Source organism: Enterocloster aldenensis, assembly GCF_003434055.1.
GTDB classification, from domain to species: Bacteria; Bacillota; Clostridia; order Lachnospirales; family Lachnospiraceae; genus Enterocloster; species Enterocloster aldenensis.
The window spans coordinates 20,142-36,797 of the sequence record NZ_QVEX01000008.1 but is presented as its reverse complement, the minus strand read 5'-3'; the positions used below and the strand labels follow the sequence as shown (position 1 = coordinate 36,797).

Below are 16,656 nucleotides of genomic sequence, written 5' to 3'. Positions count from 1 at the left end.
AGGGTGGATAGATGAAAGAATTATTATTAATTGCCATTGGTTCCGCTCTGGTTAATAACGTTGTTTTGAGCCAGTTCTTAGGACTTTGTCCATTCCTCGGTGTTTCAAAGAAGGTGGAGACCTCAGCCGGCATGGGTGCGGCGGTTATATTCGTCATTACCATTGCATCTGCTGTGACCAGCCTGGTTTACACCGGCATCCTTGTGAACCTGCACCTGGAATATCTGCAGACCATTGTGTTCATCCTGGTCATTGCGGCCCTGGTCCAGTTCGTGGAAATGTTCCTTAAGAAATCCATGCCGTCACTGTACGAGGCCCTGGGCGTGTACCTGCCTCTGATTACCACCAACTGTGCGGTTTTAGGCGTGGCTCTTACCAATGTGCAGAAGTCTTATAACTTCGTACAGAGCGTTGTAAACGGTATCGGCATCTCCGTTGGTTTTACCATTGCTATTGTCATGTTAGCTGGTGTCCGCGAGAAGATTGAGCATAATGACGTACCATATTCCTTCCAGGGGTCACCCATTGTTCTGATTACCTCAGGTCTTATGGCAATCGCATTTTTCGGATTTTCCGGATTAATTTAGAAGGAGGAGAAGGAAAATGGTAACAGGTATTATTATAGCGGCAGCAGTGGTAGGTATCCTCGGTATCCTGATCGGTATCTTCCTGGGCATTGCCAGCGAGAAGTTCAAAGTAGAAGTAGATGAAAAAGAAATCCTGGTCCGCAATGAGCTGCCCGGCAACAACTGCGGCGGCTGCGGTTACGCGGGATGTGACGCACTGGCAAAGGCCATTGCGGCCGGTCAGGCAGAGGTAGGCGCATGTCCGGTGGGCGGCGCATCCACAGCAGAGAAAATCGGGGCCATCATGGGCGTTGCCGGCGGGACTGCTGAGAAGAAGGTTGCGTTTGTCAAATGTAAGGGCACATGTGACAAGACAAAAGTGCAGTACAACTACTATGGAGTGGACGACTGCAAGAAGGTATCGGTGGTGCCCGGCGCAGGTGAGAAGGCATGTACCTATGGATGCATGGGTTACGGCTCCTGTGTAAAGGCATGTGCCTTTGACGCCATCCATGTGGTGGACGGCGTGGCAGTGGTTGACAAGGAGAAATGCGTTGCCTGCGGCAAGTGCGTGTCCTCCTGTCCCAACCACCTGATTGAACTGGTTCCCTACAAGGCGGAGCACCTGGTACAGTGCAGTTCCCATGACAAGGGCAAGGATGTGAAGTCCGTATGTGAGTCCGGCTGTATCGGCTGTACCCTGTGTACAAAACAGTGTGAGTTTGACGCCATCCATATGGAGGATAACCTGGCTGTGATTGATTATGAGAAATGTACCAACTGCGGGAAGTGCGCAGAGAAGTGTCCGGTTAAGGTGATTCAGTAATTGTTTATCAAGGATGAATATGCAATGTAGAATGGAAGGAGAGGCTGAAGGGTCTCTTCTTCTTTTTTTGTTGCCAGTATACCTGAAAGCCCCAAATAGTGTATAATAGACTGTAATAGTTAAAAATTTACATATTCTGCGGAATCTGTAATGAATATTGTAAAATGCTGTAGGTGATTTGAAAAATGCATACCAGGAGGATATGGGCATGATTGAAAGGATGACTGAAAAGACACGGGCAAATCTGTCAAAGGAAGGCAGCGTTCTCAAAAAAATCAGGATTTATGGTGGGATTCCCATGGCAATCATGGCAGGAGGTGTGGCCATGTTGGTCTGTATGGTTTTTTTATGCGGCCTGCTTATTATTATGGGTGCGCCGGAGGCAGGATATGCTTTTGGAATATTGCTAGGCATACCTGGATTGCTTATGATCCTGGGAGGAGCAGCCGCAAAAAATAAACAAAAGAAAGGATATCTTGACTATTATAAAAAAACCACAGGCTTTGGTGTGGAAGAGATTAAAACCGTTGACAGCGAACTCATGGGGCCGGATGCAATTATAATAAGCGGCCCTTTGTTGAATAAGGGTACAAAAGGCCTGTCCATGGCCTGCTTTATAACAGAGCACTACTTTGTAGTACCTTTGGCGGCAGGAACAAGCTATGTGCGGAGGATACAGGATTTGGTTGCGGTATTTTATTCCGATGAAATACCGGGAATTAACGGCTACAAACATGGAATGGGATTCATCTCACGGAGAGATGATGCACCGGGCTGCCACGCCGTATTAACCAAAGAACCGTACATGGAGGCTGTCCAGATACTTTCTCAACGAAACCCCAGAATGATTACGGACCAGAAGTTCCTGTATGAGGGTAAGATATATGACCTGTGGAAGAACAGCCGGGATGTTATCCAGCTGTTTGAGCAGCAGATGTCCAACGAAACAAGGTCATGAAAATCAATGGACGGTATGTGGAAGGGAAGGGCCAACACGGACATACAGGGGAAAATGTGATTTGGGGAAATTTGGGGCTGTGCGCAGGGGCGGGGGGATATGTCAAAATAAGGATAGAAATAAATTTAAAAATATTATATAATAGATATTGAAAAAATGCATAAAAAATGTTATCATGTAGACAACTGATATATCTGTTGTTTTTCCTTTATATGGACAGGAAGGAATATCCTGTGTGCGGGATGCCTGGAAGGAACAGGTACATCAGATTGAGGGAAATGGAGAATGATTTTGGGAAAGACAGACAGCGCATACGATTATATAAAAGAAAAAATAATAAGCGGTGAATATCCGCCCATGAGTGATTTATCGGAAGATAAGCTTCAAAAGGAGCTGAATATCAGCAGGACGCCTGTAAGGGAAGCAATCCTGCGTCTGGAAAAGGAGGACTTTGTATACGTCTACCCCAGAAAAGGGACAATCATAACAGATGTCACCCAGGATCTGATTGAGGATATCTATCAGGTCCGACGCCTGATTGAGCCTGAGATGGTTGTCAGTTCCATGCATCAGATTGACAAGGACTGGCTGAGGGATATGCGCCGCCGTTTCCTGGAGCCGGACCCGGCCCTTGAGGGTGAGCAGCTGAGGAGATACTACATAAGCCTGGATACGGAACTGCACAGCTACATCATGGCAGGATGTCCCAACCGTTACATGCGCAGGATGATGCGGAACATATATGACCAGAATCAGCGTCTGAGGATTGCCTGTTCCCGCGCAGATGACGCAGATGACGGGACCACAGAAGAGCATGTGGCGATTTTGGATGCGCTTTTAGAAGGGGATAAGGAGGAATTAGAGAGAACCCTCGCCCTGCACCTGGAGCAGTCCAAAGAGAGGACCATACGCAGTTTCCGTTAGGATGGGCACAATACAATTGAATCCGGAAGAGAAGGCCATATCGCCTGTATATTAGATAAGAAACGTATTCAGGTGATATGGTAAATCTTTACCACTATAGATATATCAGTTGAATATTATATAAATATAATATAAATATATAAAACACAAGGAGGAGCTATGAACACAAAAATCAAAAAGGCGAGGTTTTACAGGGCAGTATCCAGGATTACGAAACCCATTGCCGATTCCACCCACACAATCAGTAAGATTGCTTTTTATGTGACGGAGGTGGAAACCGCTGACGGCGTCAGGGGGCAGGGGTATCTTCTTTCATTCCATTACTCCCCGAATGCCATTGAGGGAGCCTTAATGGACTGCTGCAATTTCATTCTTGACAAGGAATACAATGTTTATCAGACAGTCCTGGCCAAAAAGGAATGGGATATGGAGGCGGAGTATTTTGGCAATACCGGGCTTAATACCTGTGCCGTTGCAGCCTTTAACGTGGCCATGTGGGATGCATGGGGACACTGCAACGGTCAGCCTGTGCACAAGCTATTGGGCTGCAACCAGGACCGGATTCCGGTATACGGAAGCGGCGGATGGATCAGTTACACGGATGAAGAACTGCTGGAGGAGGTGCTGGATTACAAGAGCAGGGGATTCACCGCGGTTAAGATCAAGGTGGGCCATCCGGATGGGATTGAGCGGGACCTGCACCGTCTGGGCATCTGCCGTGAAAAGCTTGGAAGCGGCGTGAAGATCATGATGGACGCCAATCAGGGCATGGATGTGGTGGACGCCCTTAAACTGTCGGAGCAGGCAAAGGAAATCGGGCTCCAGTGGTTTGAGGAGCCTGTGCCCCATACGGATTTTGCAGGATATGGACTGCTCAGGCAGAAATGCGGCATTGCCCTGGCCATGGGGGAGAGGGAATATGACTGTGAGGCCTTAAAGAACCTGATTGCAAGAAACGCCCTGGATTTATGGCAGCCTGACCTGATCCGCTTAGGCGGGGTGGAGGAGTGGCGCAATTCCGCTGCGCTGGCCAGCGCTTACCAGCTTCCGGTGCTTCCCCACTATTATAAAGATTACGATGTCCCGCTGCTGTGCACCATCAAAAGGCCATACGGAGCAGAATCCTTTGACTGGATTGACGGGATCATTGACAACACCATGAGGATTGAGGACGGATACGCCTACCCAAGGGAGGGCGCGGGCTGGGGATTCCGGTTTAAAGAAGAAGCACTTGAGGAGGTCAGGTAAATGAAAGCAGTATATGTATCAGAGCCAGGTAAACTGGAAGTAATTGAAAAGGAAATACCACAGCTTAAAACCAGTACCCAGGTACTGGTAAAGATAACAGCAGCCGGCATCTGCGGAAGCGATATACATATTTTCCACGGAACCCACGCCTACGCCACCTATCCCCGCATCATCGGCCATGAGGGATGCGGCGTTGTTGAAAGAATTGGGAATCAGGTTACGGGATTAAAAGCCGGGGACCCGGTCATCATTGAGCCGATCCATGGCTGCGGCACTTGTTATGCCTGCCGCAACGGACGCTATAACTGCTGTCCGGATATCGTTGTGGCCGGGGTCCATGCAGATGGGGTGATGGAAGAATACATGGTGGTTGAAAGCAGCCAGCTTTATAAATACGACCCGGTACTTACGCCTGTCCAGGCAGCCACGGCAGAACCCTATACCATAGGGGCCCAGGCCAATGCCCAGGCCCGTACCATGCCGGGGGACCTGGTACTGATCCATGGGGCGGGCCCCATTGGGATGATCATCTGCGACATGGCCGAAGCCCTTGGCGCCACGGTGATTGTCAGCGAGGTCAACGAGGCAAGGCTTGAAATCGCTAAGAGCTTTGGGGCAAAATATACCATCAACCCACAAAAAAGGGATTTGAGGGAAGCGGTTATGGATATCACGGATGGAAAAGGAGTGAATGTGGTATTTGAGACAAGCGGCGTACCGGCCCTGACCAGTCTATCCGTTGAACTTTTAAGCCCCCACGGACGCCTGGTCCCCCTGACCTTTGCGCCTGAGCCGGTGCCCATTAATTTCCGCCTGGTAAATAAGAACGAGCTGGTCATTGCGGGAACACGCAACCAGAACCGCAAGTTTAAAGAGGTGGTGGAAAGCCTGCCGGGGCGCAGGGACAGGATTGATTGCCTGGTTACCCATGTATTTCCGGTGGAAGAGGCTAAAAAGGCATTTGAAACGGCCATGGATAAAAACAGCGGGGCCTGCAAGGTAATAATCACATTTTAGGAGGAAACGAAATGACTTCACAGGAATATGTTGCTGGTTTATTTGACCTGACAGGCCATGTGGGCATCATCACCGGGGCCAGCCGCGGACTGGGGCTGGGCCAGGCAAAGGTACTGACGGACGCAGGGGCAAAGGTATATAATTTTGACATTGCGCCCCATTCCGATGAGGAGACAATCCGGGAAGGCAGCCTGATTGATGTAATTTGTGATGTGACGGATTATGAAAAAGTAAAAAAGGAAGTAGAGGCCATTGCCGGACAGGAAGGCCATCTGGATTTCCTGATTAACAATGCCGGGATTACCTATAAGTCCAGGGCAGAGGAGTTCCCGGAGGACCGGCTGGATAAGATCCTTTTAATCAACCTGAAGACCCCTCTCATGATGGCCAGAATCTGTTATCCGTATCTGAAGGAATCAGATTACATCGGACGTGTGGTTTCCATTTCGTCCATGGCTGCGTACATGGGTTTCACAGGAGTGCTTCCCTATGACATGACTAAGTCAGGCATCCTTGGGCTGACCAGGGGCCTGGCCGAGGAATGGAAAAACGACAATATCCTGGTTAACAGCGTGGCGCCCGGATGGTTCCTGACAAAGCTCAACGAGGGCATGTTTGAGCAGAACCCGGACCGCAGGGCGGCGGCCCTCAGTAAACCCATGCTTCCAAGGTTTGGGAAACCGGTGGAAATCGGATATATGATGCTGTTCCTTCTGTCCGGCGCATCCACCTATCTTACGGGACATGATTTTGCCGTGGACGGCGGCGCCACGTCCCATGGTTTTTAAGCAGGAGGAGGCACGGGATGAAGACTTCCATAACAGCGGTTGAGAAGGCCGGATGGAGCACGCCCCTGGTAATCCGGGGCAATCTGGAGCAGGGCATTGCCCGGGCCGCACAGTGGGGATATGATGGGATTGAGCTGCACCTGACGGATTCCGATGCCGTGGATAAAAAGGCGGTCATATCCGCCCTGAGGGCCAACAACATTTCACTCACATCCATAGGGACAGGACCTTCCTACAGCCAGCAGGGGATATTCCTGACCAGCCCTGTTCCTGAAACACGCAGGGAGGCCATCCGGCGCATGATGGGCCATATCCGGTTTGGGGCTGATACGGGCGCCGTGGTCATCATAGGCCTGATGAAGGGACAGAAAAGGGATTGCACGGATGCCGGGCTTTATATGGAATATTTTTATGATGGGATGGAAACCTGCATCCGGGAGGCAAAACGGCTGGGGGTCAGGCTGGTCTTTGAGGTCATTGACCGTTTTGAAAGCGACTGGCTCAATACGGTAGATGAGGGCCTTGAACTGCTTAAGGCCCTGGGCTCAGACAGCCTGCTGCTGCACCTGGATACGTTCCACATGAACATAGAGGAGCCTGACTGTGCAGAAAGCATCCAAAAGGCAGGGGATAAGGTGGGCCATATCCATGTGGCGGACAGCGACAGGTGGTATCCTGGCCACGCCCATTATGATTTTGAATCCACGTTTAAGGCCCTTAGGGATATAGGATACATGGGGGCGGTGGCCCTGGAGTCCTTTCAGTACCCGGACATGGAAACAGCTGCCAGGCGTTCCCTGGAGTTCATTCAGCCTTTTTGCCGAAAATAGGAAAAATGACTTAAAAAGGGACTGTATCACATCTATATTTCGTGAAAAGATTCACAATTCCATTCCGGGGAGACAAATAAATTAAAAAGTTAGATAAAAACTATTGATTTTCTTGTGATATATATGTATAATATCACATATAAAAAGTGTGATATATCAATAATATTTAAGTTCAATATCACTCAGAAAACAAAGAGAAGGAGAGTAAATATGAAAAAGGTATTGGGACTTTCAATGGCACTTATCTCAGCAGTTTCACTGACAGCATGCGGCGGGGGTACCGCACCTACAACAGCTGCAGCCACCACGGGGGCGGCCACAGGAGCCGCGTCATCAGAAGCACAGGAACAGGGCCAGGACGGGGGCGCGGCAGCATCCGGCAATTGGGACAACTACGAACTGAAGCTGGCCACCAACCTGGCCGAGGACCATGTGGCCTGCCAGGGATATTACGCTTTTGCCGAGGCAGTGGAAAAGGCGACGGACGGACATGTGAAGGTAACGGTTTATTCAGGCGAGCAGCTGGGGAAGGAAAGCGACGTGACTTCCTCCATATCCATGGGAGCGGGCACCTGCGATTTCACCATGTGCGGTCCCTCCGAGCTGTCTAAATACGACCCCACATTTTCACTGTTTGACGCCCCCTATGTATTCAATGACGGGGAGGCCATGACTGCCTTTGCCAACAGCGATGAAGTGCAGAAGCTGTATGACGGCCTGGCGGCCTCCAGCAACCTGAGGGTGCTTGGCATGTACTATTACGGTTCCAGGGAAGTGACGGTTAAGGGATTCCCGGCCACGGAGCCGTCCGGCTTAAAGGGCTGCAAGCTCCGCGTTCCGGATTCAGAGATGGCCATGGCCTATGGCGCTGCCTTAGGGGCAACCCCCACCGTGATGTCCCTGGGAGAGGTGTACATGGGAATCCAGCAGGGCGTTGTGGACGGGCAGGAGAATCCCCTTCCCACCATTGATGCCAATGCGTTCTATGAGGTATGCGATAACCTGCTGATGACTGACCATGTGATTGCGGCCGTTACATATACCATGGATGAAAGCGTATGGCAGAGCATGCCGGCCGACCTGCAGGAAATCGTACGCAGCTGTGTGTATGAGAGCTGTGAATCCATTACCCAGGCAATCCAGGACCAGGAAGCCGGTCTGGTGGACACCATGAAGGAAAAGGGCATGAACGTGATTGAGGTTAACAAAGACGCCTTCAAGGAAAACGTCCAGGGCATCTACGAAAAGTATGCTGATACCTGGGGCGACTGGCTGTCAATCGCGCAATCCTATAACAAGTAAAATCAATTAAATGATGGCAGATTCCCCCGGTTATTGTAACGGATACGATAATTGGGGGAATTACATATCGGGAAAATGTGTCAGGAGGATGTTAGGTGAAAGCAACAATGAACCGTATTAATCGGATTTACGACAAATTCAACAAGCTGAATGAATATTTTATAATCGGGCTGATGGCTGCCATGTGTCTGGTGCTGCTGGCCCAGGTCATCTCCAGGTATCTGTTCGGAAAACCGCTGACCTGGTCCGAGGAGCTGGCCAGGTATATGTTTGTGTGGCTGGCCCTGTTAGGCTCTGCATGGTGCGGCAGGGGCCATATCCATGTGCGTATGACAGCCCTGGTAAACCGGTTTCCGGCCCCTGTCATCCATGGACTGCAGGTTATAATCAGTCTGCTGATTTCCCTTACCTGTTTTTATCTGTTTCCGCACGCCTGCGAGATTTTCGTGAAACAGAGCAGACTAAAAGCCGTTACCCTGGGCGTCAGCCTGGGCATTGAGTACATAGCCGCGCCGGTGGGGATCCTGATGATAGCAGTACAGTGGTTTGTGGATTTCCTTTACGCGGCCCTGGACTGGGAAGGCTATCAGGCACGTTATATGAAACAGGAAGGAGAATAGAAGATGGCTGTATTACTGATAAGTTTTTTGCTGCTGATGGGATTGGGATGCCCCATTGCATTCTGCCTTCTGTGCAGCGGGACCCTGTACTTCATATCCAATGACATGGCGCTAATCATGCTGGTGCAGCGTCTGACCGAGGGCGCCAATACATTCACCCTGCTAGCAGTGCCTGGTTTTATCCTGGCCGGGAACCTGATGAACAGCGGGGAGGTGACGGACCGCATCTTTGATTTCTGCGGCAAGCTGGTGGGGCATATAACGGGCGGACTGGCCCATGCCAATATCCTGGCATCCGTGGTATTCGCCGGTATGTCAGGGGCAGCCATTGCGGACGCGGGCGGCCTTGGGGCCATTGAATTAAAGGCCATGCATGATGCGGGATACGACGATGATTTCTCACTTGCCGTCACAGGGGCTTCCTCTCTGGTAGGGCCGATCATCCCGCCCAGTGTGCCGGCCGTTGTATACGGCACCGTTGCGTCGGTTTCCATCGGACGGCTGTTTATAGCGGGAGCTGTCCCGGGAGCCATCATGGCCGCTGCCATGTGTATCATGGTTTATATTATAAGCAGGAAGCGGGGCTATGAAAAAGAAGGATGGTGCGGGCTGCGTGCCCTGTTACACTCCTTCAGAAGGGCGTTTCTATCCCTGCTGACCGTGGTGGTCATCCTGGGCGGGATCCTGGCCGGTATCTTCACACCCACCGAGGCAGCCATGATTGCAACTTTCTACGCGATTTTCCTGGGATTCTTCTACCGTACGCTGACGCCTAAGAAACTGGTGCAGGCCCTTAAGGAGGCAAGCGAGACCACCTGCACGGTCATGATGATTGTGTGCGGGGCAACGATTTTCTGCTGGATCCTTTCCTTTGAACGGTTTCCGCAGTTCGTGGCCAACCTGTTCCTTATGTACTGCAACAACAAATACATAGCGCTGCTGTTAATCAACCTGTTCCTGGTATTTGTGGGCATGTTCATGGATTCCACCCCGTCCATCATCATCCTGACCCCGGTATTCCTGCCGGTTGTCACGGCCATGGGCGTGGACCCGGTCCACTTTGGAATCATCATGATACTGAACCTGATGATAGGGCTTCTGACCCCTCCGGTAGGCATGGTGCTGTATGTCCTGTCCAAGGTGTCCAGTGTCCCCTTTGAGCGTATATGCAAGGCCACGGTGCCATTTATCATCATGTTCTATATCCTGCTGCAGTTCATCACCTATATTCCGCAGATAACGCTTATGCTGCCGACCCTGATGTATGGCGCGGGATGATGCATGTCATGGGAGGACTGGAAGGATGGAGGACAACAAGCTTTTACAAATCAATCCGGATGACAATGTGGCCATAGCCCTGGCCGGGCTGAAAGGGCCTGGGGTTTACCGGTGCGGCGACAGGATGGTAAGGATTACGGAGGATATAGGACCGGCCCATAAAGTTGCTTTAAGACAGATTGAAAAAGGCGGTCAGGTCATTAAGTACGGTCTGCCCATCGGAAAGGCAGCCAGGGAGATACAGCCTGGGGAACACGTCCATATACATAATGTGGTTACCAACCTGGAGGGCCTGATTGAATATGGGTACAGGCCGCTCCCCGATGTCTGGTCCGCCTTCTGCCCTCAGGAGGAAGCCTGGTTTGACGGTTATCTGAGGAACGACGGAAGGGCCGGTACCAGAAATGAAATCTGGATCATACCCACGGTGGGATGCGTGAACCGCACGGCCCGCATCCTTGCCCAAAAGGCAGAAGAACGGTACGGCGCCATGGTGGACGGAATACAGGCCCTGACACATAATGCGGGCTGCAGCCAGCTGGGCAACGATATGCTGATTACACAGAAGCTGTTAAGGGGACTGATCAACCATCCCAATGCAGGGGCGGTCCTGGTAGTCAGCCTGGGCTGTGAGAATAACTGTCTGGAATACTTTAAACCCGTGCTGGGCGAAGTGGATTCCCGGAGGGTTAAGTTCCTGGTAACCCAGGATTGCAGTGACGAGTATGCCGAGGGCATGAGGTTGTTGGATGAACTGGCCGGATACGCGGCTTTATCCAGACGGCGGAGGTTAAGCGCATCCCTTTTACGGATCGGTTTAAAATGCGGCAGTTCCGATGCATTTTCAGGGGTATCGGCCAATCCTCTCTGCGGGAGGATTACAGACCGTCTGGTACGGTGCGGTGGCGGGGCCATCCTTACGGAGGTATCGGAGATGTTTGGAGCGGAGACCCGCCTGATGGAACGGGCGGTGGACAAGGAAGTTTTTAAGGATGTGGTGGGCCTTATTAATGATTTTAAAGAATATTTCATGCGTTACGGACAGCCCATTGACAGGAACCCATGCCCGGGTAACATACGCAGCGGCATATCCACGGATGAGGATAAGTCCCTGGGCAACATCCAGAAGGGAGGCTCTGCCCCTGTGGTGGATGTGCTGTACTACGGCGGCCAGGCGGACCGGACCGGCCTGAGCCTTCTGACCGGAAGCGGGAATGATGCTGTTTCCGTTACAAACCTTACGGCCAGCGGCGCGAACCTGGTGCTGTTTACCACGGGGAACGGAAATCCCTTTGGCGCGGTGGTGCCGACCATTAAAATATCTTCCAATACCGCCCTTTTCCGGAAAAAGCCGGATTGGATTGATTTCAATGCAGGGCAGGTTTTGGACGGACGCGGATTGGAAGAGACCGCAGAGGAACTGTTTGGCTTTATGCTGGAAGTGGCCAGCGGTAAACGCCGGACAAAAAATGAACAATACGGCTATCAGGAGATATCTATTTTCAGGGATGGGGTAACCCTGTAAAAGCCCTTTGACGAATTGATTGGAGGAATTGATTAATATGAAATTCAGCGCAACCGTTACATTACAATATGATACGATTTTCTCATCTTTTTCCCATGAGGAGTACCTGAAAGGGCTGGATTGGATGCAGCAGAGCTGCCTGGACGGCGCGGAACTGTGTATCAGCAGCTATTCGGATATTGACCTGGGCAGGGTGAAGGCTGAACTGGATGAGAGGGGACTGGGATGTTCCACCATTTCCACGGGCCAGGCCAGGGGGATAGAGGGCCTTTCCCTGATTGGGGTTCCCGCAGATATCACCAAGCGGACCCAGGAGCGGTTCATGCAGCACATTGACGCGGCTAAGGTCCTGGGCAGCAAGGTTACCATTGGGCTGATGCGGGGACTGGGGTCACTGGAAACCATGGACAGGGATCTGGCGGATCTAAGCGAGGCCATGAAGCCGCTTGTCGCATATGCGGACCAGAAGGGGGTCACCCTCTGCCTGGAGGCAATTAACCGATACGAGACAGCCCTCCTCAATTCAGCAGAAGCCACCATGGATTTTATTGTAAATGACCTTGGCAATCCTGGCTGTGTAGGCATTTTATGGGATTTGTTCCACGCCAATATCGAGGACATCGGCTTTAAGCAAAGTATTGATATCATGGGAAGCAGGCTGCAGCATGTGCACCTGGCTGATTCCAACCGGATGTTCCCAGGATATGGGCATACTGATTTCGCAGGCGTGCTGAAGGCGGTTAAGGAGAGCGGTTATTCCCAGTACTGTTCTTTTGAGTGCCTGAACCAGCCTTCTGTGGAAATCATACTGAAGGACACGGCGGCCTGGGTCCGCTCCATGAGGGAGCTGTAAAGGCAGGGAGGATAAGATGGATGTATTGGAACGGATTTTAGGGAAGAAGATAATTGCCATCATACGCGGCTTTAAGCTGGATGAGACATTAAAGACAGCGGATGCAGTGGCGGCAGGCGGCCTGGGTCTTTTAGAGGTTCCCTTTGACCAGCGCCGGCCCCTGGCTTATACCACGGATAAAATAAAGGCATTGGCTGACCGGTACCAGGACGGCCAGGTGCTGGTGGGGGCCGGGACCGTACTCACCGTAGGGCAGGTACGGGCGGCAAGGGAAGCAGGCGCGGCATATATCATCACCCCCACATCCCGGGAGGACGTGATAAAAGAGACAAAGGCCCTGGGGATGACGGCCATGCCGGGAGCCATGACACCCAGTGAAATTGAGCAGTGTTACAGGTGGGGCGCTGATATTGTAAAGGTATTTCCGTCCGATCATCTGGGGGCGGGGTATATCAGGGCGCTGCAGGGACCATTGTCATATATACCCTTGGCCGCGGTGGGAGGCGTGGACCTGGATAATATACTTGACTTTTTTAAGGCCGGCGCCTGCTGTGTGGGGATTGGCGGGAATATAGTGAACCGGAAGATGATAGAAGCCGGGGATTACAGGGGGATTGAAAACCTTGCCGCGGCATATGCGGCCAAAATCAGATAAAAGGACAGGAAGCCGTATGTATATTGTTTATTATGATTCAGGAACAACCAACACCCGGGCATATCTGATAAAAGACGGAAGGATTGCCGGCCGGCTGGAGAGGCAGGTCGGCGCAAGGAATTCCGCCCTTATGCAGGATAATGCAGTGCTGGTCAGGGAACTGAGGGACATGTTTGACGCCCTGTTGGAGGATGCCCATATATATAATGAAGAGGTTGCCCATATATATCTGTCCGGAATGATTTCCAGCCCGTCCGGGCTGGTGGAGGTGGAACATCTTCCTGTTCCGGTGGATTGGAAAAAACTGCGGAATTCCATTGTCTGTCATGAGGAGGAACGGTTCTTCCAAAGAATGCTGGAAATCATACCCGGCATAAAAACCGTTCCTTATGATGCCCAGGTGGTTCCGGAAACAGCGGACAGGGTCAACATGATGCGGGGGGAAGAAATCGAGGTTTTTGGGGTGCTGCGCGGGAATCCGGTCCTTGAACAGGGGCGGGGTGTCCTGATACTGCCGGGAAGCCATACCCAGGCCGTGCTTCTGGAGGATGGATGTATTAAGGACATATCATCCAACATCACAGGGGAATTATTCAAGGCGGTTGTCAGTGAAACCATTCTGGGGGCAAGCGTTGCCGGGGAAGAGGAATGGGAAATCGATGAGGAGATGGTATGCCTGGGGGCTAACAACGCACATATACATGGATTTAACAGGGCGCTGTATATCCTGCGCATCTTAGACCTTTTTACAGAAGCAACCCTGAACCAGAGGCGTTCTTACCTGGAAGGGGTGTTGAATACAGGGGTGATGGATGCGGTAATGGAGGCCTTTGGCTTAAAAGGCATGGTGAATCCTGCAGGGCAGGGAAGATGCCCTGTAATAAGTCTGGCAGTTGCCGGGGATAGGATCCAGCAGACCATATACCATGGGCTTTGCAGGAAGGTATATCCCGGGTTCCATATGATTGCGGTCTGTCCGGACAAGGATATGCCGTTCTCTGTCAGCGGCCTGCTCCGCATTCTGGGGAACGCGGACACGCCCTAGGACAGGGAGCGTGGGAAGGATTACAGCTGTTACAGGGAAATGATGATAAGCCTGGCAAGTAACGCAGCAGGATGCGTATTGCCATGCTTATTGCATGCCGTTCATCTAATGTTTTTTATTCTTTTTCTGGAAGGCCGGGGAGTCAAAGGATTTGTCGTCGGGCAGCACCTTGCGGCTGGTTGCCTCCACCAGGTCGTCATAACAGGCAAAAATCCCATTTACATAATCAGGCTCCATTTTCGTGGTGAGGAGGGACACAAGCGGGACAATGATAAGTCCGGCCACCATGGCAAAGGCGCCTGCATTGATGGGGGATTCAATATAATGAAGGAACATGTTGGACACCGTGATACCCACACCGGCTGCAAAGCTGGCCCACACAGCGGCCGGCGTCACCCGCTTCCAGTACAGTCCGTACAGGAATGGCGCCAGGAATGCGCCTGCCAGCGCGCCCCAGGAAATCCCCATGAGCTGCGCAATGAAATCAGGCGGGTCCAGTGCCAGGACAACACTGATAATGATGAATGCCACAATCAGGACCTGCATCAGGATAAGCTGGGTCCTGTCCTTCATGTCCTTTACCAGGTTGCCCTTGATGAAATCCAGGGTGAGTGTGGAACTGGAGGTCAGTACCAGGGAGGACAAGGTGGACATGGAGGCGGACAGCACCAGCATTACCACAATGCCAATCAGGATATCAGGCAGCCCGGAAAGCATGGCCGGAATGATTGTGTCGTAGGCAATGCCCCCATTGCCGTTGTAGATGGCAGGACCGTCAAACAGGCGGCCGAAGCCACCCAGGAAATAGCTTCCCCCGGATATGACAATGGCAAATATGGTGGAGATGACCGTGCCGGTTGCAATGGCCTTCTCGCTGCGTATGGTATAGAACTTATGAATCATCTGAGGAAGTCCCCAGGTGCCCAGGGACGTCAGGATGACAACGCCCAGAAGGTTCATGGGGTCTGGCCCGAAAAAGGAGGCATAGGCGCCTGGCTGGCCCATGGTAAGGGGCACCTGGCTTGGAATCCTGGCTAGATTGCCCACAGCGGCCGTAAACCCGCCCTGTCCGCTTAACACGCTGAGTATGACGGCAATGATTCCTGCCAGCATGATGATTCCCTGGATGAAGTCATTGATGGCAGTGGCCATATAGCCGCCCAGGATCACGTACACGGCGGTCAGGACCGCCATGCCCAGCACACAGACGCCGTAGGGGATATCAAAGGCCATGCCGAACAGGCGGGACAGACCATTGTATACGGAAGCAGTATAGGGTATCAGGAATACGAAAATGATGACAGAGGCCACAATCTTCAGCTCCTGGCTGTTAAAACGGCTTCCGAAGAATTCAGGCATGGTTGCGGATGAAAGGTGTTTACTCATGACGCGGGTGCGCCGCCCCAGGACAACCCATGCCAGCAGGCTTCCGATAAGGGCGTTGCCAATCCCGATCCATGTGGACGCCAGGCCGTATTTCCATCCGAACTGCCCTGCGTATCCGATGAATACAACCGCGGAAAAATAGGATGTGCCGTAGGCAAAGGCGGTAAGCCATGGCCCGACTCCCCTGCCGCCAAGGACAAAATCATTGACATTGGTGGCGTGACGCCTGGAATAGAACCCGACTCCAATCATGATGGAAAAGAAGATAATCAGCATCAGCAGTTTGATTGTCATTTTAATAACCTCCGGGAGTTTTTTATTTATACTTTAATAATTAAAACTTCTGAACTTTAATGTAACAAAGTAAAGGCGAAAAGTCAAAGGGATTTTTGCTGTTTTCCATTCTTTGGTTGAAATGCACATATAAGGATAGGGCGATTTACAGTTAAAACAGGCTTTTTTGGCTAAAGTGGGGGAAGGGTGCTATAATTCGACAAAAAATGTGCGTATGTACTAAAATGAATAATAGTATAAATATGCTTTAAATAGTAAAAATTAATTTACATAATATAAATTACAAAAAAAGGAAATATAGGCATGTGCTTAAAAATTAATAATAATGTAACATAAATGTAAAAATAAAAAGGTGAAAGTGCATAATATTTTAGGAAAAAACACTGGAAAAATGTAGTGAATCTATAAAAATAATTACAAATATTTCAAATCTAATAAAAAATGTAACAAAGATGTTAAATCTCCATTGACTGCAAAAGTTAAATCCCATATAATTAGCCATACATCCCGGAAAAACATGCACAAAGTGGGGATTGACCCA

The 16,656-nt window shown here is 51.0% G+C and carries 16 protein-coding genes; 15 read left to right on the top strand and 1 reads right to left on the bottom strand.

Annotation, left to right across the window (positions count from 1 at the left end; translation table 11 throughout):
* Positions 1-11 precede the first annotated feature (11 nt).
* From rsxA to DWX59_RS16475, 15 genes are all read left to right on the top strand, one after another.
* Positions 12-587 (top strand): electron transport complex subunit RsxA, encoded by a 576-nt coding sequence (gene rsxA / locus DWX59_RS16545; protein ID WP_008724912.1) that lies wholly within the window; start codon positions 12-14, stop codon positions 585-587.
* Positions 588-603: 16 nt separating this feature from the next.
* Positions 604-1,392 carry an RnfABCDGE type electron transport complex subunit B gene (locus DWX59_RS16540; RefSeq protein WP_117560329.1) on the top strand — a complete coding sequence of 263 codons (789 nt, stop codon included), beginning with the start codon at positions 604-606 and terminating at the stop codon, positions 1,390-1,392.
* A gap of 208 nt (positions 1,393-1,600) precedes the next feature.
* Positions 1,601-2,350, top strand: a complete 750-nt coding sequence (locus DWX59_RS16535; RefSeq protein ID WP_117560328.1) for a hypothetical protein — start codon at positions 1,601-1,603, stop codon at positions 2,348-2,350.
* 291 nt (positions 2,351-2,641) lie between these two features.
* A complete protein-coding gene (locus tag DWX59_RS16530; protein WP_165641106.1) occupies positions 2,642-3,274 on the top strand; it encodes a GntR family transcriptional regulator in 633 nt (210 codons plus the stop codon).
* A gap of 159 nt (positions 3,275-3,433) precedes the next feature.
* Positions 3,434-4,522: a mandelate racemase/muconate lactonizing enzyme family protein gene (locus tag DWX59_RS16525; protein WP_117560326.1), complete on the top strand. Its 1,089-nt coding sequence runs from the start codon at positions 3,434-3,436 to the stop codon at positions 4,520-4,522.
* Positions 4,523-5,539 (top strand): alcohol dehydrogenase catalytic domain-containing protein, encoded by a 1,017-nt coding sequence (locus tag DWX59_RS16520; protein ID WP_117560325.1) that lies wholly within the window; start codon positions 4,523-4,525, stop codon positions 5,537-5,539.
* 11 nt (positions 5,540-5,550) lie between these two features.
* Entirely contained in the window at positions 5,551-6,327 is a 777-nt protein-coding gene (locus DWX59_RS16515) for an SDR family NAD(P)-dependent oxidoreductase (RefSeq protein ID WP_117560324.1), read from the top strand.
* Between the two features lie 17 nt (positions 6,328-6,344).
* Entirely contained in the window at positions 6,345-7,157 is an 813-nt protein-coding gene (locus DWX59_RS16510) for a sugar phosphate isomerase/epimerase family protein (RefSeq protein WP_117560323.1), read from the top strand.
* Positions 7,158-7,367: 210 nt separating this feature from the next.
* Positions 7,368-8,459, top strand: a complete 1,092-nt coding sequence (locus tag DWX59_RS16505) for a DctP family TRAP transporter solute-binding subunit (protein WP_165641108.1) — start codon at positions 7,368-7,370, stop codon at positions 8,457-8,459.
* Between the two features lie 95 nt (positions 8,460-8,554).
* Positions 8,555-9,079, top strand: a complete 525-nt coding sequence (locus DWX59_RS16500; protein WP_117560321.1) for a TRAP transporter small permease — start codon at positions 8,555-8,557, stop codon at positions 9,077-9,079.
* Between the two features lie 3 nt (positions 9,080-9,082).
* Positions 9,083-10,357 (top strand): TRAP transporter large permease, encoded by a 1,275-nt coding sequence (locus tag DWX59_RS16495; protein WP_117560320.1) that lies wholly within the window; start codon positions 9,083-9,085, stop codon positions 10,355-10,357.
* Between the two features lie 25 nt (positions 10,358-10,382).
* Entirely contained in the window at positions 10,383-11,882 is a 1,500-nt protein-coding gene (locus DWX59_RS16490) for a UxaA family hydrolase (protein WP_117560319.1), read from the top strand.
* A gap of 37 nt (positions 11,883-11,919) precedes the next feature.
* Positions 11,920-12,735: a sugar phosphate isomerase/epimerase family protein gene (locus DWX59_RS16485; RefSeq protein WP_117560318.1), complete on the top strand. Its 816-nt coding sequence runs from the start codon at positions 11,920-11,922 to the stop codon at positions 12,733-12,735.
* A gap of 16 nt (positions 12,736-12,751) precedes the next feature.
* The gene (locus tag DWX59_RS16480) at positions 12,752-13,390 is read left to right on the top strand and encodes a bifunctional 4-hydroxy-2-oxoglutarate aldolase/2-dehydro-3-deoxy-phosphogluconate aldolase (protein ID WP_117560317.1); all 639 of its coding nucleotides are present in this window, start codon (positions 12,752-12,754) and stop codon (positions 13,388-13,390) included.
* Positions 13,391-13,406: 16 nt separating this feature from the next.
* Entirely contained in the window at positions 13,407-14,435 is a 1,029-nt protein-coding gene (locus tag DWX59_RS16475) for a 2-dehydro-3-deoxygalactonokinase (protein WP_165641111.1), read from the top strand.
* A gap of 105 nt (positions 14,436-14,540) precedes the next feature.
* Here DWX59_RS16475 and DWX59_RS16470 read toward each other — a convergent pair whose 3' ends face one another.
* Positions 14,541-16,115, bottom strand: a complete 1,575-nt coding sequence (locus DWX59_RS16470) for a sodium:solute symporter family transporter (RefSeq protein WP_117560315.1) — start codon at positions 16,113-16,115, stop codon at positions 14,541-14,543.
* Positions 16,116-16,656: the final 541 nt, after the last annotated feature.

Excerpts from the sequence above, each read along its gene's own strand:
- rsxA (WP_008724912.1), top strand. The coding sequence starts at position 12 with ATGAAAGAATTATTATTAATTGCCATTGGTTCCGCTCTGGTTAATAAC.
- DWX59_RS16540 (WP_117560329.1), top strand. The coding sequence starts at position 604 with ATGGTAACAGGTATTATTATAGCGGCAGCAGTGGTAGGTATCCTCGGT.
- DWX59_RS16535 (WP_117560328.1), top strand. The coding sequence starts at position 1,601 with ATGATTGAAAGGATGACTGAAAAGACACGGGCAAATCTGTCAAAGGAA.
- DWX59_RS16525 (WP_117560326.1), top strand. The coding sequence starts at position 3,434 with ATGAACACAAAAATCAAAAAGGCGAGGTTTTACAGGGCAGTATCCAGG.
- DWX59_RS16520 (WP_117560325.1), top strand. The coding sequence starts at position 4,523 with ATGAAAGCAGTATATGTATCAGAGCCAGGTAAACTGGAAGTAATTGAA.
- DWX59_RS16515 (WP_117560324.1), top strand. The coding sequence starts at position 5,551 with ATGACTTCACAGGAATATGTTGCTGGTTTATTTGACCTGACAGGCCAT.
- DWX59_RS16510 (WP_117560323.1), top strand. The coding sequence starts at position 6,345 with ATGAAGACTTCCATAACAGCGGTTGAGAAGGCCGGATGGAGCACGCCC.
- DWX59_RS16505 (WP_165641108.1), top strand. The coding sequence starts at position 7,368 with ATGAAAAAGGTATTGGGACTTTCAATGGCACTTATCTCAGCAGTTTCA.
- DWX59_RS16495 (WP_117560320.1), top strand. The coding sequence starts at position 9,083 with ATGGCTGTATTACTGATAAGTTTTTTGCTGCTGATGGGATTGGGATGC.
- DWX59_RS16490 (WP_117560319.1), top strand. The coding sequence starts at position 10,383 with ATGGAGGACAACAAGCTTTTACAAATCAATCCGGATGACAATGTGGCC.
- DWX59_RS16485 (WP_117560318.1), top strand. The coding sequence starts at position 11,920 with ATGAAATTCAGCGCAACCGTTACATTACAATATGATACGATTTTCTCA.
- DWX59_RS16480 (WP_117560317.1), top strand. The coding sequence starts at position 12,752 with ATGGATGTATTGGAACGGATTTTAGGGAAGAAGATAATTGCCATCATA.
- DWX59_RS16475 (WP_165641111.1), top strand. The coding sequence starts at position 13,407 with ATGTATATTGTTTATTATGATTCAGGAACAACCAACACCCGGGCATAT.
- DWX59_RS16470 (WP_117560315.1), bottom strand. The coding sequence starts at position 16,115 with ATGACAATCAAACTGCTGATGCTGATTATCTTCTTTTCCATCATGATT.